Source organism: Streptomyces sp. NPDC030820 (assembly GCF_055572075.1).
In genome coordinates, this window is record NZ_JBVIEB010000010.1 from 70,392 (window position 1) to 84,861 (window position 14,470).

General features: G+C 72.5%; 16 protein-coding genes and 1 pseudogene. 12 read left to right on the forward strand and 5 right to left on the reverse strand.

The genetic code is table 11. The annotated features are described in order from the left end of the window. Positions 1-68: 68 nt before the first annotated feature. Positions 69-890: an ABC transporter permease gene (locus ACZ418_RS26745; RefSeq protein ID WP_468367594.1), complete on the forward strand. Its 822-nt coding sequence runs from the start codon at positions 69-71 to the stop codon at positions 888-890. Between the two features lie 34 nt (positions 891-924). After that, positions 925-1,554: an AAA family ATPase gene (locus ACZ418_RS26750; protein WP_468367596.1), complete on the forward strand. Its 630-nt coding sequence runs from the start codon at positions 925-927 to the stop codon at positions 1,552-1,554. A 482-nt stretch (positions 1,555-2,036) separates the two neighbouring features. Here the strand turns inward: ACZ418_RS26750 and ybaK are convergent, their stop codons facing one another. The 4 genes from ybaK to ACZ418_RS26770 all read right to left on the reverse strand — a co-directional run bounded on the left by ybaK (position 2,037) and on the right by ACZ418_RS26770 (position 6,604). After that, positions 2,037-2,543, reverse strand: a complete 507-nt coding sequence (ybaK, locus tag ACZ418_RS26755) for a Cys-tRNA(Pro) deacylase (RefSeq protein ID WP_468367599.1) — start codon at positions 2,541-2,543, stop codon at positions 2,037-2,039. 51 nt (positions 2,544-2,594) lie between these two features. Then, positions 2,595-3,335 carry an LON peptidase substrate-binding domain-containing protein gene (locus ACZ418_RS26760; RefSeq protein ID WP_468367601.1) on the reverse strand — a complete coding sequence of 247 codons (741 nt, stop codon included), beginning with the start codon at positions 3,333-3,335 and terminating at the stop codon, positions 2,595-2,597. An 11-nt stretch (positions 3,336-3,346) separates the two neighbouring features. After that, positions 3,347-4,408 carry a hypothetical protein gene (locus tag ACZ418_RS26765; RefSeq protein ID WP_468367604.1) on the reverse strand — a complete coding sequence of 354 codons (1,062 nt, stop codon included), beginning with the start codon at positions 4,406-4,408 and terminating at the stop codon, positions 3,347-3,349. A 618-nt stretch (positions 4,409-5,026) separates the two neighbouring features. Continuing rightward, a complete protein-coding gene (locus tag ACZ418_RS26770) occupies positions 5,027-6,604 on the reverse strand; it encodes an oxidoreductase (protein ID WP_468367607.1) in 1,578 nt (525 codons plus the stop codon). A gap of 164 nt (positions 6,605-6,768) precedes the next feature. On the opposite strand from ACZ418_RS26770, the gene hisD reads away from it, so the two are divergent. The 9 genes and pseudogenes from hisD to ACZ418_RS26815 all read left to right on the forward strand — a co-directional run. Then, the gene (gene hisD, locus ACZ418_RS26775) at positions 6,769-8,094 is read left to right on the forward strand and encodes a histidinol dehydrogenase (protein ID WP_468367609.1); all 1,326 of its coding nucleotides are present in this window, start codon (positions 6,769-6,771) and stop codon (positions 8,092-8,094) included. Further along, complete coding sequence (locus ACZ418_RS26780; protein ID WP_468367612.1) at positions 8,091-9,197, forward strand: histidinol-phosphate transaminase; 1,107 nt, start codon at positions 8,091-8,093, stop codon at positions 9,195-9,197. Before hisD ends, ACZ418_RS26780 begins: the two co-directional genes overlap by 4 nt. Beyond that, positions 9,194-9,787 (forward strand): imidazoleglycerol-phosphate dehydratase HisB, encoded by a 594-nt coding sequence (gene hisB, locus ACZ418_RS26785; RefSeq protein ID WP_356147650.1) that lies wholly within the window; start codon positions 9,194-9,196, stop codon positions 9,785-9,787. Before ACZ418_RS26780 ends, hisB begins: the two co-directional genes overlap by 4 nt. 4 nt (positions 9,788-9,791) lie before the next feature. Beyond that, complete coding sequence (locus tag ACZ418_RS26790; protein WP_365579313.1) at positions 9,792-9,956, forward strand: hypothetical protein; 165 nt, start codon at positions 9,792-9,794, stop codon at positions 9,954-9,956. Continuing rightward, positions 9,947-10,597: an imidazole glycerol phosphate synthase subunit HisH gene (gene hisH, locus ACZ418_RS26795; protein WP_468367615.1), complete on the forward strand. Its 651-nt coding sequence runs from the start codon at positions 9,947-9,949 to the stop codon at positions 10,595-10,597. Before ACZ418_RS26790 ends, hisH begins: the two co-directional genes overlap by 10 nt. 3 nt (positions 10,598-10,600) lie before the next feature. Further along, positions 10,601-11,326, forward strand: coding sequence for a bifunctional 1-(5-phosphoribosyl)-5-((5-phosphoribosylamino)methylideneamino)imidazole-4-carboxamide isomerase/phosphoribosylanthranilate isomerase PriA (priA, locus tag ACZ418_RS26800; RefSeq protein WP_468367618.1), 726 nt, complete (start codon positions 10,601-10,603; stop codon positions 11,324-11,326). After that, the gene (locus tag ACZ418_RS26805; protein ID WP_468367621.1) at positions 11,323-11,718 is read left to right on the forward strand and encodes a RidA family protein; all 396 of its coding nucleotides are present in this window, start codon (positions 11,323-11,325) and stop codon (positions 11,716-11,718) included. The genes priA and ACZ418_RS26805 overlap by 4 nt, the downstream gene beginning before the upstream one ends. Positions 11,719-11,724: 6 nt before the next feature. Further along, positions 11,725-12,480, forward strand: coding sequence for an imidazole glycerol phosphate synthase subunit HisF (hisF, locus tag ACZ418_RS26810; protein WP_468367624.1), 756 nt, complete (start codon positions 11,725-11,727; stop codon positions 12,478-12,480). 36 nt (positions 12,481-12,516) lie between these two features. Next, a pseudogene (locus ACZ418_RS26815) lies at positions 12,517-13,317 on the forward strand (MFS transporter); the annotation flags it as partial. Between the two features lie 13 nt (positions 13,318-13,330). Here the strand turns inward: ACZ418_RS26815 and ACZ418_RS26820 are convergent. Next, positions 13,331-13,966 carry a TIGR03085 family metal-binding protein gene (locus ACZ418_RS26820; RefSeq protein ID WP_468367627.1) on the reverse strand — a complete coding sequence of 212 codons (636 nt, stop codon included), beginning with the start codon at positions 13,964-13,966 and terminating at the stop codon, positions 13,331-13,333. Positions 13,967-14,049: 83 nt separating this feature from the next. On the opposite strand from ACZ418_RS26820, the gene hisI reads away from it, so the two are divergent. Continuing rightward, positions 14,050-14,466, forward strand: a complete 417-nt coding sequence (gene hisI, locus ACZ418_RS26825) for a phosphoribosyl-AMP cyclohydrolase (protein WP_468367629.1) — start codon at positions 14,050-14,052, stop codon at positions 14,464-14,466. The last annotated feature ends 4 nt before the right edge of the window (positions 14,467-14,470 follow it).

The following is a 14,470-nucleotide window of genomic DNA, read 5'->3' on the forward strand; positions in this document are numbered from 1 at the left end:
GTCGGTGCGACTGCGGTCTGCAGGACCGCGGTCTGTGGGACTGGCGCAGGGAAGAGGAGCAGCTCGTCGTGAGTGTCGTACCCGCCGAGGTTCTGCCGGGCGGCCGCCGGGTGGTGCCGGAGACGGCGCCGGGCGCGGCTGAGCTCGGACCGCCCGCGCGGCTGTGGCCGTCCCTGGCGGCCGTCTACCGGGCGCAGCTGTCCCGGGCCCGGGTGGCGCGGATTCCGCTGCTGTTCGTGGCGACCTTCCAGTCCGTCGGCATCACCGTGATGATGCGGGGTGTCGTCGACAGCGGGAGTGAGGCCCAGTCCGTGGTGGCGGGGTCGTCGGTGCTGGTCGTCGCGTATGTGGCGCTGAATCTGCTGGCGCAGTACTTCGGGCAGTTGCGGGCGAGCGGCGGGCTCGATCACTACGCCACCCTGCCGGTGCCGCCTGCGGCCGTGGTGCTGGGCGCGGCGGCGGCGTACGCCTCCTTCACCGTGCCGGGGACGCTGGTGACGGCTGTCTTCGGGTGTGTCCTGTTCGGGCTGCCGCTGGGCAATCTGTGGATTCTCGTGGCCGTGATCCCGCTCGCCGGGGCCGCGCTGTCCGGGCTCGGCGCCGCCTGTGGGCTGCTCGCGCCGCGGCCCGAGCTGGCCACACTGCTCGGGCAGCTGGGCATGTCGGCGGCGCTGCTGCTGGGTGTGCTGCCGGCCGACCGGATGCCGGAGATCGTACGGCTGGCGCGGGATCTGCTGCCGTCGACGTACGGTGTGGAGGCGTACGCCCGCACCTTCGGGGCGCATCCGGACTGGGCCGTTGTGCTGCTCGACCTGGGGGTGTGCGCCGGTGTCGGGGTCGTCTCGCTGGCCGTGGCGGCCCGGGCGTACCGCAGGGCCGCCGTCCGGTGACGCGGCGCACAGCGCGACCTGGCACGATGTCAGGGTGACCGCACCGTTGACTCCGCCTACGCCGCCGCACAACCAGTCCCCGGACGATGTCTGGCAGGCGCCGCCGCCTGCCGGGATGTCCGGGGGCGTGTACGAACAGGACGGCCCCGGGATGAAGACCGAACTGCGGGATGCCGCCGTGATCACGGTGGCCGTGGCGCTGGGCGGGGTGCTGCTGGGGCTGCTGTGGTGGTGGCTGGCGCCGCATGTGCCGCTGGTCGGCGACGTGGTCGACAAGAACTGGGTCGTCTACCTCAAGGACAGCGAGGGCGAGCAGGCGGCGGGTGTGGACGGCACCTTCACCCTGCTGGGGCTGGGCTTCGGGCTCGTCAGCGCGGTGGCGGTCTTCCTGCTGCGGCGGCGTGGGGGTGTGCCGGTCGTGGTGGCACTCGGGCTGGGCGCGCTGCTCGGGTCGGTGCTGGCGTGGCGGTTGGGGGTGTGGCTCGGGCCCATGTCCGACGTGCTCGCGCATGCCAAGGCCGTGGGGAAGGGGGTCACCTTCTCGGCACCGCTGAAGCTGGACGCCAAGGGGGCGTTGCTGGCCTGGCCGCTGGGCGCGCTGCTGGTCCACCTGGGCCTCACGGCACTGTTCGGCCCCCGCGACCCCGAGACGCCGACGCCGTGACCAGGGGGCCCGCCCCCTGGCCCCCGTTTCCCACCTACCCACCCGACTCGGTCGACTGACAAGTGGCCGTCCCGGTTCAGCTCAGCTCAACCACCCCGAGACCCCCCGCCAGTTCCCCCCAACGCCCCGGCGCCGGCCCGGCCTGACGGGTGCGAGCAGGTTGTCCGTCCGCCCAGCCCGACGGACGCCGGTTCCGCCCGCGTCGGCCCCGCCGGGAAGCCGCCTCCGTTGCCCCACCCCGGCGTCGGCCCGGCTCGGTGGGTGCGAGCAGGTTGTTCGTCGACCCCCAGACGGCCGTTCCGCCCGTGTCAGCCCCGCCGGGAAGCTGCGCCCTTCGCCCGCCGCAGCGCGGACCGATGGTTGCGAGCAGCGGGTTTTGGGCTCGTCTGGGTGGCGCTGTGCCGGGGGTTCCGTCCGCCGGTGGGCCACCGGCAGGTCACCGGCAGACGCGAGCAGCCGCCCGGACGCCGGTTCCGGTCGCGTCAGCCCCGCCCGATAGGCGCCAGCACCGCGTTCGTCAACTTGGTCAGGGCCGTTGGGGACAGTTCCACCTCCAGGCCGCGGCGGCCGGCTGAGACGCAGATCGTTTCGTGCGATTCGGCCGAGTCGTCCAGGACCGTCGGGAGCTTCTTGCGCTGGCCCAGGGGTGAGATGCCGCCGCGGACATAGCCCGTGGTGCGCTCGGCCAGGGTCGGGTCGGCCATCGTGGCTCGTTTGCCGCCCACCGCCGCCGCGAGGGCCTTCAGGTCCAGGGAGCCGGACACCGGGACCACCGCAACGGTCAGCGTGCCGTCGACGTCGGCCACCAGGGTCTTGAAGACGCGGTCGGGGGAGACACCCATCGCCTCCGCCGCCTCCTCGCCGTAGGAGGGGTGGGAGGGGTCGTGGTCGTAGGAGTGGACCGCGAAGTCCACGCCGGCCGAGGACAGGGCGACCGTCGCGGGGGTGCCTGCGGACTGCTGCTGTTGCTTCTTCGACTTCTTCGCCATCTGTCCTGCTCCGCGGTTCTTCCTGGTCTCCGGCTCGTCCCGCCGTCTTCGTCAGTTCAAGCTCGTCGGCGCCCGTGTCAGCTCGAACGCGGGCAGTGACGGAAGACTACGGATGATGGCCGTCTCGGCGCGAAGGAGTTTCAGCTCGTCGCGCAGGCGGGACGCGGTGTCGGGGGCCTGGAGCAGCCGCTGTTTCGTCGGCGTGTCATGCACCATCGCCGCCGCGACCAGGTAGGACACCACCGAAGGGTCGTCCGGCAGGTCCGCGCCCGTCGACAGCGAGCGCTCCCGCGCGCCCGCCAGCCGCTTCTGGTACTGGCGGAAGGAGCGCAGCACCCCCTCGGCCAGCGCGCCCGCCTCGTCGCCCGGCTCCTCCGGCAGCTCCTCCAGCTCCGCCGTCAGGAACGGGCCCGTCGCGTCGACCGAGAGCAGCCGCACCCGGGTCGTGCCCGTCGCCAGCACCTCGAACGTGCCGTCGGCCCGCTCCCGGACGGTCGCCGCGTCCGCCACACACGCCACCCCGTGGAAGGACTTCAGGGGGTCCGGGCCGAAGCCCGCGGCGGGCCCCCGGTCGGGCTGTGCCGTGGGGTCCGGCATGCCGGGGGCGCTCGGCGCCACCTCGTAGCCGTCGCGGATGGCCACGACGGCGAACCGGCGCGGCTCGTCCTCCGGTGTCTTGAGCAGCTCGCGCATCATGGCGCGATAGCGCTCCTCGAAGACGTTCAGCGGCAGCACGAGCCCCGGGAACAGCACCGTGTTCAGCGGGAAGAGCGGGAGACGGACGGTGGTCACGACGCCCCAGCCTAGTGGTCACCGGCGTACGCGTGTCCGCCGCGCTTGCCGAGGGGGACTTCAGGGGCGCTCATCAGCGCCATGAGGCCTGCGGGGGCGGGCCGGGATCCCGCCGTCAGCAGGTGCTCGCGCAGCCGCAGGAAGTGGCCGAGCGGGTCCTCGGAGAACCGCTCCCAGGGGAAGGACGTGGCGTACGGGCCGATCCGGCGCAGCTCGGCGCGGGCGTCCTCCCAGCGGTGCAGGCGCAGCAGGACGTACAGGAGCTTGTTGCGGACCTGTGCGGCCCACGGGTCGGCCGTGGGGAAGCGGGCGGAGAGCGTGAGAGCCCGGTCGGCGGCGGCATCCAGCCGGGCGCGCGGGATCTCAAGGCCGCGGCCGTCGATCAGGTAGCCGAAGGCGGCCCGGGCCGGCAGGGCCTGGACGAGCGAGTCGGCCGGGGCGTCCTGCGCGGCCCGCTCGGCGAAGTCGAAGCAGGCGCCGTGGGAACCGCGCCGGAAGCTGGCCAGGTAGCGCAGGGCGGCCACATGGCAGCCGTAGTGGTGCGGGGCGCGGCGGACGGCCGCTTCCCACAGCTCCTCGAAGTACCGGTGACCGGCCCGCGAGCCGCGCGCGTGGTCGAGCGCGATCCGCCAGGGCACCGGGTCGCGGTCGTCGGCGCGGGCGGCGGCGGTGATCAGCGGGCTCACCTCGCGCAGCAGCTCGGCGCGGGCAGGCGAGGGCCAGGCGCGGTCCACGGCCAGCTGTGCCTCGACCAGCAGGGCGTCGGGCTTCGCCGGGGTGGCCGCCCGCCAGGACTCGAACCACTCGGGACGCGAACGGGCGAAGGCGGCCAGATGCCGGACGTACCGGTCGTGGTTCTCCCACTCGCCCCCGGTGCGGGTGGTCGCGAGCAGCTCGGCCGCGGCGTGGTACTCGCCCCGGCCGGCCGCGACCAGTGCGGGCGAGAGGCGGTCGTCGGCGGCGTCGAGTACGACCTCGTCCCCGGCCGGCGGTCGGCCGGCCGGGCGCGTGGAGCGTTTGGTCATCCGGGTGGGGCGGATGAACGAGGGAAGCAGAACCATGGTGCCGACCATTGAAAGACCGCAGGTCGGCGGCGCGCCAGAGGCTTCCGGCAAGTCATGGAAAGTTGTACGGCGGACGGTCAAGGGCCGGTAAAGGTGATTCTTCAATGTTTGAGCCATCTGTGGCTTCCGCGCCCCCTGCGCCCCCTGGGAGGACCGGTGCCATCGCGCGCCCCCGGGTGGCCGTCCTGTGCGCCGCCCGCGCCCTCCGGGCGGGTCACGGGTCCTCCGGACCGTCCGCGCTCCTCGGTGGCTGTCCTCCGCGCCGCCTGCGCCCCGAGAGGCCGTCCCGTGCGCAGCCCGCGCCCCGCCTCACCCACCGCGCCTCGCGCCCCGCCTCACCCACCGGCTCCTCAGGCCCCGCCTTACCCACCGGCTCCTCAGGCCCCGCCTCACCCACCGGCTCCTCAGGCCCCGCCTCACCCACCGGCTCCTCAGGCCCCGCCTTACCCACCGGCTCCTCGTCCTCAGGCCCCGCCTTACCCACCGGCTCCTCGCGCCCCACCTCACCCACCCGCGCCCCCGCGCGCCTACGCCGCTCGTACCCCGCGCGCCCCGCCTCCGCCCCGCCCGCGTGCCCGCGCCGCCGTCGACGCTCAGCTTCGCCGCAGCAGTCGGGTCGCCCGTCGCTCAGCTCCGCCGCAGCAGTCGGGTCGCCCCCGCCGCCACCGTCGTCGCCAGGATCCAGCCGAGCAGGATCATCACGGCCGCCAGCCACTGCCAGCCGCCGTGCAGCTGCCACTGGCCGACCTGGCCCAGGTCGATCACCGGCAGCAGCAGGTCCAGCGTGAACAGGGCCGGACTCCAGTACGGATGGGCGTCGTGGCTCGTCGGCGGATGGTCCGCGTGCGCGAACGCCAGCGTGCCCGCCGCCCACAGCACCGCCATCCACACCGCGGCCCGGCCGGGACGGTAGCCGTAGGCGACCGTCAAGTCCTGGACGTACCCCCAGAACTTCCCGGCCAGCGGCAGCGTCTCGCGGCGCCGCCGCTGCTTGGCGAGCAGCACCTCCCGCGCGTCCTCGTCCTCGCCGGCCGCCCGCAGCACCGCCGCCAGCCGCTCGTACGGCTCCGGGGCGTACTCCGCGGTGGCCGCCGCCACCCAGTCCAGCCGGCCGGCCAGCGGGAACGGACCGCGCGGGACGAGGTTCTCGTACACGAAGCCGCCCATGTGCAGATTGCCGGGGCCCGGCCAGCTCGCCGCCCGGTCCACCAGGCTGACGATCCGCGCGCCGGACAGCACCACCTTGCCGCGCTGCGGCCCGTCCCCGAGGAAGCGCAGCTCCGACGCGTGCACCCGGCGCAGTGACAGCTCCTGGTCGTCGGTGAGGGTGAACCGGGCCCGTTCGAAGTCGACGGCGTCCCCGAACCGCCCGTCGTCCAGCCGTATCCCGCCCCGGCAGTCGAAGCGCTGGATACGCGTCCCGCGCGCCGGTGTCGTGCCGCTCAGCAGCGGGCTGCCGACGCCGGCCGGGGTCAGGTACAGGGTGCGCTCGACGGTCAGCTGGGGTGCGTTCAGGGCGTAGCGGGAGTACGGGTTGTCCAGGTTCGCGCCGCGCAGGCTGAGCGAGACGCCCACCTTGGCGCCGCGCAGCCGCAGTTCGCCGTGCGACTGCAGCATCTCCGCCTGGAGGTCCTGGCCGACGGTCATGCCGTCCGCCGAGATCGACCGCCCGCTGCGGTCGCGGTACACCACCGCCTCGTTGAGCATCAGATCGGTGCCGATGCGCGCGTCCGTCAGCCGGGCCCCGTTCTGGAACCGGCACCGCGGCAGGTGCAGGTCGCCCTCGGTGTGCACCCGGGCCGCCTCCAGCCGGGGCACCGCGCAGTCCACCATGCGCAAGGTCGTGAACCGGGCCTCCGGCAGCAGGACCTCCTCGTCGAAGCGGCAGCCGCGCAGCTCGACGTACGGCCGAACCGTGCCGCCCGAGAGGTCCAGCGTGCCGTTGATCCGCACGCCGGTCAGCTTCAGCGAGGAGACCCGGCCCGCGAGCGCCGGCGGGCCGCCCAGCAGCAGCCAGGCCACGATCCGCGCCCGCACCGTGCGCTCCGGACCCCACGGGTGTCCGCCGTGCGGATCGTCCACCACGGTGTCGCCGCAGCTCAGGTCGTACACAGTGCCGTTGCGGAAGGCCTGCCACATGCCCGCCTCGGCCGCGGTCAGCTCGTCCGGCAGGTCCCCGGCGACGACGCCGGTCCCCTCGGTCACCTTCGTCCTCTCCTGGTCCGGTGCTTTCGGTACAGCCGTTCATGCCCGCTGAGTGACGCCCGGAACACTAGACGTGAAGGCGATCTTCCAAGTTCCGCCACGTTCTGTATCAGCCATTGATACGCGTCCACGGCCCGCGACGCCGGTCTGAGAGAATTGGGGCTGTGATTTCCCGAATCGATCTGCGCGGCGACGCCCTTCCCGAGGGCCCCGCCCTGCGCGACCTGCTGCCCCGAGCCGACTTCGACGTCTCGGCCGCCCTGGAGAAGGTGCGTCCGATCTGCGAGGCCGTGCATCATCGTGGCGACGCGGCGCTGATCGACTTCGCCGAGAAGTTCGACGGAGTACGGCTGGAATCCGTCCGTGTCCCGGCCCAGGCCCTCACCGATGCCCTCGAGGCCCTCGACCCGGCCGTGCGCGCCGCGCTGGAGGAGTCCATCCGCCGCGCCCGCCTGGTCCACCGCGAACAGCGCCGCAGCACCCACACCACCCAGGTGGTGCCGGGCGGCTCCGTGACCGAGAAGTGGGTGCCGGTCGAGCGCGTCGGGCTGTACGCGCCGGGCGGCCGGTCCGTGTACCCGTCCTCCGTGATCATGAACGCCGTACCGGCCCAGGAGGCCGGGGTCGGGTCGATCGCGCTCGCCTCGCCGCCGCAGGCCGAGTTCGGCGGCCTCCCGCACCCGACGATCCTCGCCGCCTGCGCCCTGCTCGGCGTGGACGAGGTCTACGCGGCCGGCGGCGCCACCGCCGTCGCGATGTTCGCCTACGGCACCGAGTCCTGCGCGCCCGTCAACATGGTCACCGGGCCGGGCAACATCTGGGTCGCCGCCGCCAAGCGCTTCTTCACCGGCAGGATCGGCATCGATGCCGAGGCCGGCCCGACCGAGATCGCCGTCCTCGCGGACGACACCGCCGACCCGGTGCACGTGGCCTCCGACCTGATCAGCCAGGCCGAGCACGACCCGCTCGCGGCGGCCGTGCTGGTCACCGACTCCGTCGAGCTGGCCGAGGCGGTGGAGAAGGAGCTGGAGCCGCAGGTCGCGGCCACCAAACACGTCGAGGACCGGATCGTGCCCGCGCTCAGGGGCCGGCAGTCCGCGATCGTGCTGGTCGACGGCATCGAGGAGGGCCTCAGGGTCGTCGACGCGTACGGCGCCGAGCACCTGGAGATCCAGACCGCTCGGGCTTCCGAGGTCGCCGACCGCGTCAAGAACGCGGGCGCGATCTTCATCGGCCCCTGGGCCCCCGTCTCGCTCGGGGACTACGCGGCCGGGTCCAACCACGTCCTGCCCACGGGCGGCTGCGCCTGCCACTCCTCGGGCCTGTCCGTCCAGTCCTTCCTGCGCGGTATCCACATCGTGGACTACACGAAGGACGCGCTCGCCGAGGTCGCCCATCACGTGGTGACGCTGGCGGAGGCGGAGGACCTGCCGGCGCACGGCGCGGCGATCAAGGCACGGTTCGGCTGGAAGGTACCCGAGAGCAAGTGACCGGCATCGACGATCTCCCCGTACGGGACGAGCTGCGCGGCAAGTCCCCCTACGGCGCGCCCCAGTTGGACGTCCCCGTACGGCTGAACACCAACGAGAACCCCTATCCGCTGCCCGAGCCGCTGGTCGAGCGGATCGCGGAGCGGGTGCGGGAGGCCGCCCGCGACCTGAACCGCTACCCGGACCGGGACGCGGTCCAGCTGCGCACCGAGCTGGCCAAGTACCTGACGAAGACGGGCAAGTACCCGCTCGGCATCGAGAACGTGTGGGCCGCCAACGGCTCCAACGAGGTCATCCAGCAGCTGCTGCAGACCTTCGGCGGTCCGGGCCGTACGGCGATCGGCTTCGAGCCGTCGTACTCGATGCACGCGCTCATCGCGCGCGGCACCGGCACCGGCTGGATCTCGGGCCCGCGCAACGAGGACTTCACGATCGACGTGGCGGCGGCCGTCGAGGCGATCGCCGAGCACAGGCCCGACGTCGTCTTCATCACCACCCCCAACAACCCCACCGGCAACGCTGTCCCGCCCGAGACGGTCCTCGCGCTGTTCGAGGCGGCGCAGGCGGCCAAGCCGTCGATGGTGATCGTGGACGAGGCGTACATCGAGTTCAGCCACGGTGACTCGCTGCTGCCCCTGCTGGAGGGCCGCCCGCACCTCGTCATCTCCCGCACGATGTCGAAGGCCTTCGGCGCGGCGGGCCTGCGCCTCGGCTATCTCGCCGCCGACCCGGCGGTCGTGGACGCCGTCCAGCTGGTCCGGCTGCCGTACCACCTGTCGGCGATCACCCAGGCGACCGCGCTGGCCGCCCTGGAGCACACCGACACCCTGCTGGGGTACGTCGAGCAGCTGAAGACGGAGCGGGACCGGCTGGTCGCCGAGCTGCGCGCGATCGGCTACGAGGTCACCGAGTCCGACGCGAACTTCGTGCAGTTCGGCCGGTTCGCCGACGCCCACACCGCCTGGCAGCAGATCCTCGACCGGGGCGTCCTGGTCCGGGACAACGGCGTACCGGGGTGGCTGCGGGTGTCCGCCGGCACCCCGGAGGAGAACGACGCGTTCCTCGACGCGGTCCGTGAGTTGAAGAAGGAGCAGGGTTCATGAGCCGCGTAGGACGCGTGGAGCGCACCACCAAGGAGACCTCGGTCCTCGTCGAGATAGACCTCGACGGCACCGGGCGGACCGACATCGCCACCGGCGTGGGCTTCTACGACCACATGCTCGACCAGCTCGGCCGGCACGGCCTGTTCGACCTGACGGTGAAGACCGACGGCGACCTGCACATCGACTCCCACCACACCATCGAGGACACCGCCCTCGCGCTCGGCGCCGCCTTCAGGCAGGCGCTCGGCGACAAGGTGGGGATCTACCGCTTCGGCAACTGCACGGTGCCGCTGGACGAGTCCCTCGCCCAGGTGACCGTCGACCTGTCCGGCCGCCCGTACCTCGTGCACACCGAGCCCGAGAACATGGCGCCGATGATCGGCGAGTACGACACCACGATGACCCGGCACATCCTGGAGTCCTTCGTCGCCCAGGCGCAGATCGCGCTGCACGTGCACGTGCCGTACGGGCGCAATGCGCACCACATCGTGGAGTGCCAGTTCAAGGCGCTGGCCCGGGCGCTGCGTTACGCCTCCGAGCGCGACCCCCGCGCGGCCGGCATCCTCCCCTCCACGAAGGGCGCGCTGTAACCCCATGAACAGCCTCTCCTCCCTGCTGATCGTCGTCGGTCTCTTCCTGGTCGGCGGCATCGTCTCCTTCGTCAAGCAGAAGATGCCCACGAGCCTGATCGTGCTGCTCTCCATCGGCGCGGGCCTGTGCCTGGTCGCGGGCGTCATGCGGCTGGGGGTGTGGAATTGAGCATTGGCAGCAAGAAGGTCGTGGTCTTCGACTACGGCTTCGGCAACGTCCGTTCCGCCGAGCGTGCCCTCGCGCGCGTGGGCGCCGATGTCGAGATCACGCGTGACTTCGACAGGGCGATGAACGCCGACGGCCTGCTCGTGCCGGGCGTGGGCGCCTTCGCCGCCTGCATGCAGGGCCTGCGCGCCGCGCGCGGTGACTGGGTGGTCGACCGGCGGCTGTCCGGAGGCCGGCCCGTGATGGGCATCTGCGTCGGCATGCAGATCCTGTTCGCGCGTGGCATCGAGCACGGCGTGGAGGCCGAGGGCCTGGACGAGTGGCCCGGCACGGTCGAGCCGCTCCAGGCCGAGGTCGTGCCCCACATGGGCTGGAACACCGTCGACGCCCCCGCCGACTCCGAGCTGTTCGCCGGCCTCGACCCCGACGCCCGCTTCTACTTCGTGCACTCCTACGCCGTACACGACTGGCAGCTGGAGTCGCACAACCCGTTGATCGCCGCCCCCAAGGTGACCTGGTCGACGCACGGCAAGCCGTTCGTGGCCGCCGTGGAGAACGGCGCCCTGTGGGCCACCCAGTTCCACCCCGAGAAGTCCGGCGACGCCGGCGCCCAGCTCCTCACCAACTGGATCGGAACCCTCTAGACCATGGCCAAGCTCGAACTCCTCCCCGCCGTCGACGTCCGCGACGGCCAGGCCGTCCGCCTCGTGCACGGCGAGTCCGGGACCGAGACCTCCTACGGCTCCCCGCTGGAGGCCGCCCTCGCCTGGCAGCGCTCCGGTGCCGAGTGGCTGCACCTGGTCGACCTGGACGCGGCCTTCGGCACGGGCGACAACCGTGAGCTGATCGCCGAGGTCACCCGGGCGATGGACATCAAGGTGGAACTGTCCGGCGGCATCCGCGACGACGCCTCGCTGGCCGCCGCCCTGGCCACCGGCTGCACCCGGGTGAACCTCGGCACGGCCGCCCTGGAGACCCCCGAGTGGGTCGCCAAGGTCATCGCCGAGCACGGCGACAAGATCGCGGTCGGCCTGGACGTGCGCGGCACGACCCTGCGCGGCCGCGGCTGGACCCGCGACGGCGGCGACCTCTACGAGACGCTCGAGCGCCTCAACAAGGAGGGCTGCGCCCGCTACGTCGTCACCGACATCGCCAAGGACGGCACCCTCCAGGGCCCCAACCTGGAACTGCTGAAGAACGTGTGCGCGGCGACGGACCGCCCGGTCGTGGCCTCCGGCGGCGTGTCGTCCCTGGACGACCTGCGTGCCATCGCCGAACTGGTACCCCTCGGTGTCGAGGGCTCCATCGTCGGGAAGGCCCTGTACGCGAAGGCGTTCACCCTGGAAGAGGCCTTGGAGGCTGTGTCGTCATGACGTCCGAAGCCGTGCGGCGCGTGCAGAGCGGAAGTCCCTGGGAAGAGAGTTTCGGTTTCGCACGTGCCGTCGCGGCGGGCGACCGGGTGCTGGTGGCGGGCACGACGTCCTTCAAGGGCAGCGTGCTGTACGGGGAGGGCGACCCGTACGAGCAGGCGAAAGTGGCGTTCACCAGCGCGCTGGAGGCGATCGCCGAGTTCGGGCTCGGTATCGGGTCCGTGATCCGTACGCGGATGTACCTGACCCATGTGCGGGACGTGGACGCCGTCGGCCGGGCCCACAAGGAGCTGTTCGACTCCGTGCGCCCGGTGTCGACCCTGCTGGTCGTCGAGGGATTCGTCGATCCGCGCATCCTGGTGGAAGTGGAACTTGAAGCATTCAGAGGAGCCTGAGCAGTCATGACCCTGGCGGTCCGAGTCATCCCCTGCCTGGACGTGGACAACGGCCGGGTCGTCAAGGGCGTCAACTTCCAGAACCTGCGTGACGCGGGCGACCCCGTCGAGATGGCCAAGGTGTACGACGCCGAGGGCGCCGACGAGCTGACGTTCCTGGACATCACCGCGTCCTCGGGCGACCGGGAGACGACGTACGACGTGGTGCGGCGCACCGCGGAGCAGGTGTTCATCCCGCTGACGGTCGGCGGCGGCGTCCGTACGGCCGAGGACGTGGACAAGCTGCTGCGGGCGGGCGCCGACAAGGTGGGCGTGAACACGGCGGCGATCGCGCGTCCCGACCTGATCCGGGAGATCGCGGAGCGCTTCGGCCGCCAGGTCCTGGTCCTGTCGGTCGACGCGCGCCGTACCGAGTCGGGCTCCTTCGAGGTGACGACGCACGGCGGCCGGCGCGGCACCGGCATCGACGCCGTCGAATGGGCGCACCGGGCGGCCGAGCTGGGCGCCGGCGAGATCCTCCTGAACTCCATGGACGCCGACGGCACCAAGGACGGCTACGACCTGGAGATGATCGCGGCGGTCCGGCGGCACGTGACGGTCCCGGTGATCGCCTCCGGCGGCGCGGGCAAGCTGGCCCACTTCCCGCCGGCGATCGCCGCCGGCGCCGACGCGGTCCTGGCCGCGTCCGTCTTCCACTTCGGTGATCTGCGGATCGGCGAGGTGAAGCAGACGCTGCGGGAGGCGGGGCACCCCGTGCGCTGACGCTGCGCTCCGGTAGATGCGAAAGAGAAGTTGCGCCAGGGGATGCGCGGCCTTGCCATCCGGTTCTCCAGCGTGGTCGGCGCCCCGCTCGGCGGGCTCGGCGTGGCCGTCGGGGGCGCCCCGGCCGCGTTCGCCCTCGCCGGGCTGCTCATCGCCGTCTCGGTGCCGCTGCTGCTCTCGGTGCGGGTACGGGACCTGCCGAAGGACGACACGCCCGAGGTGGCCGGAACCGCCTGGAGCGACCTCGGCGCCGGTCTGCGCTACATCCGCCGCCACCGCGTCCTCGCCCCGCTGATGCTGGCCATCGCCCTCGGCGACCTGGGCTTCGTCGGCCCGCTGAACGTCGGGCTGACCCTGCTCGCCGACCGGCGGGGCTGGGGCGCCTCCGGCATGGGCTGGGTGCTGGCCGGGTTCGGGGTCGGGGCGGGAGCGGCCTCGCTGCTGCTGACGGTCCGAGGGCGGCTGCCGCGCGCCGGGCTGGTCACCGGGTGGGCGTGTGCCGTGGGGGCCGTGGCCGTCGGCGCCCTCGCCTTCGTACCCACCCTGCCCGCGGCCGTCGGTGTGGCCCTGCTGGTGGGCCTGCTCACCGGACTCAGCGGCGCCCTGTGCGGGGCCCTGCTGCAGACCCAGTCCGACCCCTCCTGCCTGGGCCGGGTCACCGCCGTCTCCAGCCTGGTCAGCCTCGGCCTGACCCCGCTCAGCATGCCGCTCGCGGCCGCCGCGATCGGCGCCTTCGGGCTCGGGCCGGTCTACGCCGTCAGCGCCGGCGTCTGCGCCCTAGGCGGGGTCGTCGCTCTCGCCGTGCCGGCCCTGCGCCGCGCGGAGCTCCCGGGCTGAACTCCGTCGAAGCTCAGATACCCAGCTGCCTGGACTCGTTCAGCTTGCTGATCGCGTCCGTCTCGCCCTCGACCTCCACCTTGGCCGCGTTCTGCCGCCCGAACACGAACATCAGCAGCTCCGACGGCTCGCCCGTCACCGTCACCACCGGTGTGCCCCGGTGCGCCACCGCCGTCTGCCCGTCCGGGCGGCGCAGCACCAGACCCGTCGGCACACCCCGGGCCACCAGCCGCGCGGTGCGTTCCAGCCGGGACCACAGGGCGTCCTGGAAGACGGAGTCCAGCTCGCGCGGGCTCCAGTCCGGCTGGGCGCGGCGGACGTCCTCGGTGTGGACGTAGAACTCGACGATGTTGGCCGCCTCGTCGATCTGCTTGAGCTGGAACGGGGAGAAGCGCGGCGGGCCGGTACGGATCAGCTGGATCAGCTCCTCGTACGGCTTCGCGGTGTACTCGGCCATCACCTTCTCCAGGCGCGGCGCGAGCTGCTTGATCAGCGTGCCCCCGGCCGCGTCCGGGCGGCGCTCGCGCACGATGACATGCGCGGCCAGGTCCCGGGTCCGCCAGCCCTCGCAGAGGGTGTCGGCGTCCGGACCGACGGTTTCCAAGAGGTCGGCGAGCAGGAGCCGTTCACGCTTGGCGAAGGTCGACATGGGGTCAGCCTACGACCAGGTGCTCAGTCCGCGCAGTGGACACGGCACCGGCACTGTCGTACCCGCGCGGCACAATGGCACCCATGACCAGTACGACCGGGACTCCCCGGCCCAGCAGCAGCCTCGACCCGGAGATCGCCGCCCGCCTCAAGCGCAGCGCGGACGGCCTCCTGCCCGCCATCGCCCAGCAGTACGACACCGGTGAGGTGCTCATGCTCGGCTGGATGGACGACGAGGCGCTGCATCGCACACTGACCACCGGCCGCTGCACCTACTGGTCGCGCAGCCGCCAGGAGTACTGGGTCAAGGGCGACACCTCGGGCCACGTCCAGCGGGTGAAGTCGGTCGCGCTGGACTGCGACGCCGACACCGTCCTGGTCAAGGTCGACCAGGTGGGCGCGGCCTGCCACACCGGCGCGCGCACCTGCTTCGACGAGGACGTGCTCCTGAAGGACACCGACACCGACGCCGATTCCGCCGCTCCGGCATCTGATCAGTAAGGTC

Excerpts from the sequence above, each read along its gene's own strand:
- ACZ418_RS26820 (WP_468367627.1), bottom strand. The coding sequence starts at position 13,966 with ATGTCGACCTTCGCCAAGCGTGAACGGCTCCTGCTCGCCGACCTCTTG.
- ACZ418_RS26790 (WP_365579313.1), top strand. The coding sequence starts at position 9,792 with ATGAACAGCCTCTCCTCCCTGCTGATCGTCGTCGGTCTCTTCCTGGTC.
- hisB (WP_356147650.1), top strand. The coding sequence starts at position 9,194 with ATGAGCCGCGTAGGACGCGTGGAGCGCACCACCAAGGAGACCTCGGTC.
- priA (WP_468367618.1), top strand. The coding sequence starts at position 10,601 with ATGGCCAAGCTCGAACTCCTCCCCGCCGTCGACGTCCGCGACGGCCAG.
- hisF (WP_468367624.1), top strand. The coding sequence starts at position 11,725 with ATGACCCTGGCGGTCCGAGTCATCCCCTGCCTGGACGTGGACAACGGC.
- ACZ418_RS26765 (WP_468367604.1), bottom strand. The coding sequence starts at position 4,408 with ATGGTCGGCACCATGGTTCTGCTTCCCTCGTTCATCCGCCCCACCCGG.
- ACZ418_RS26805 (WP_468367621.1), top strand. The coding sequence starts at position 11,323 with ATGACGTCCGAAGCCGTGCGGCGCGTGCAGAGCGGAAGTCCCTGGGAA.
- hisI (WP_468367629.1), top strand. The coding sequence starts at position 14,050 with ATGACCAGTACGACCGGGACTCCCCGGCCCAGCAGCAGCCTCGACCCG.
- ybaK (WP_468367599.1), bottom strand. The coding sequence starts at position 2,543 with ATGGCGAAGAAGTCGAAGAAGCAACAGCAGCAGTCCGCAGGCACCCCC.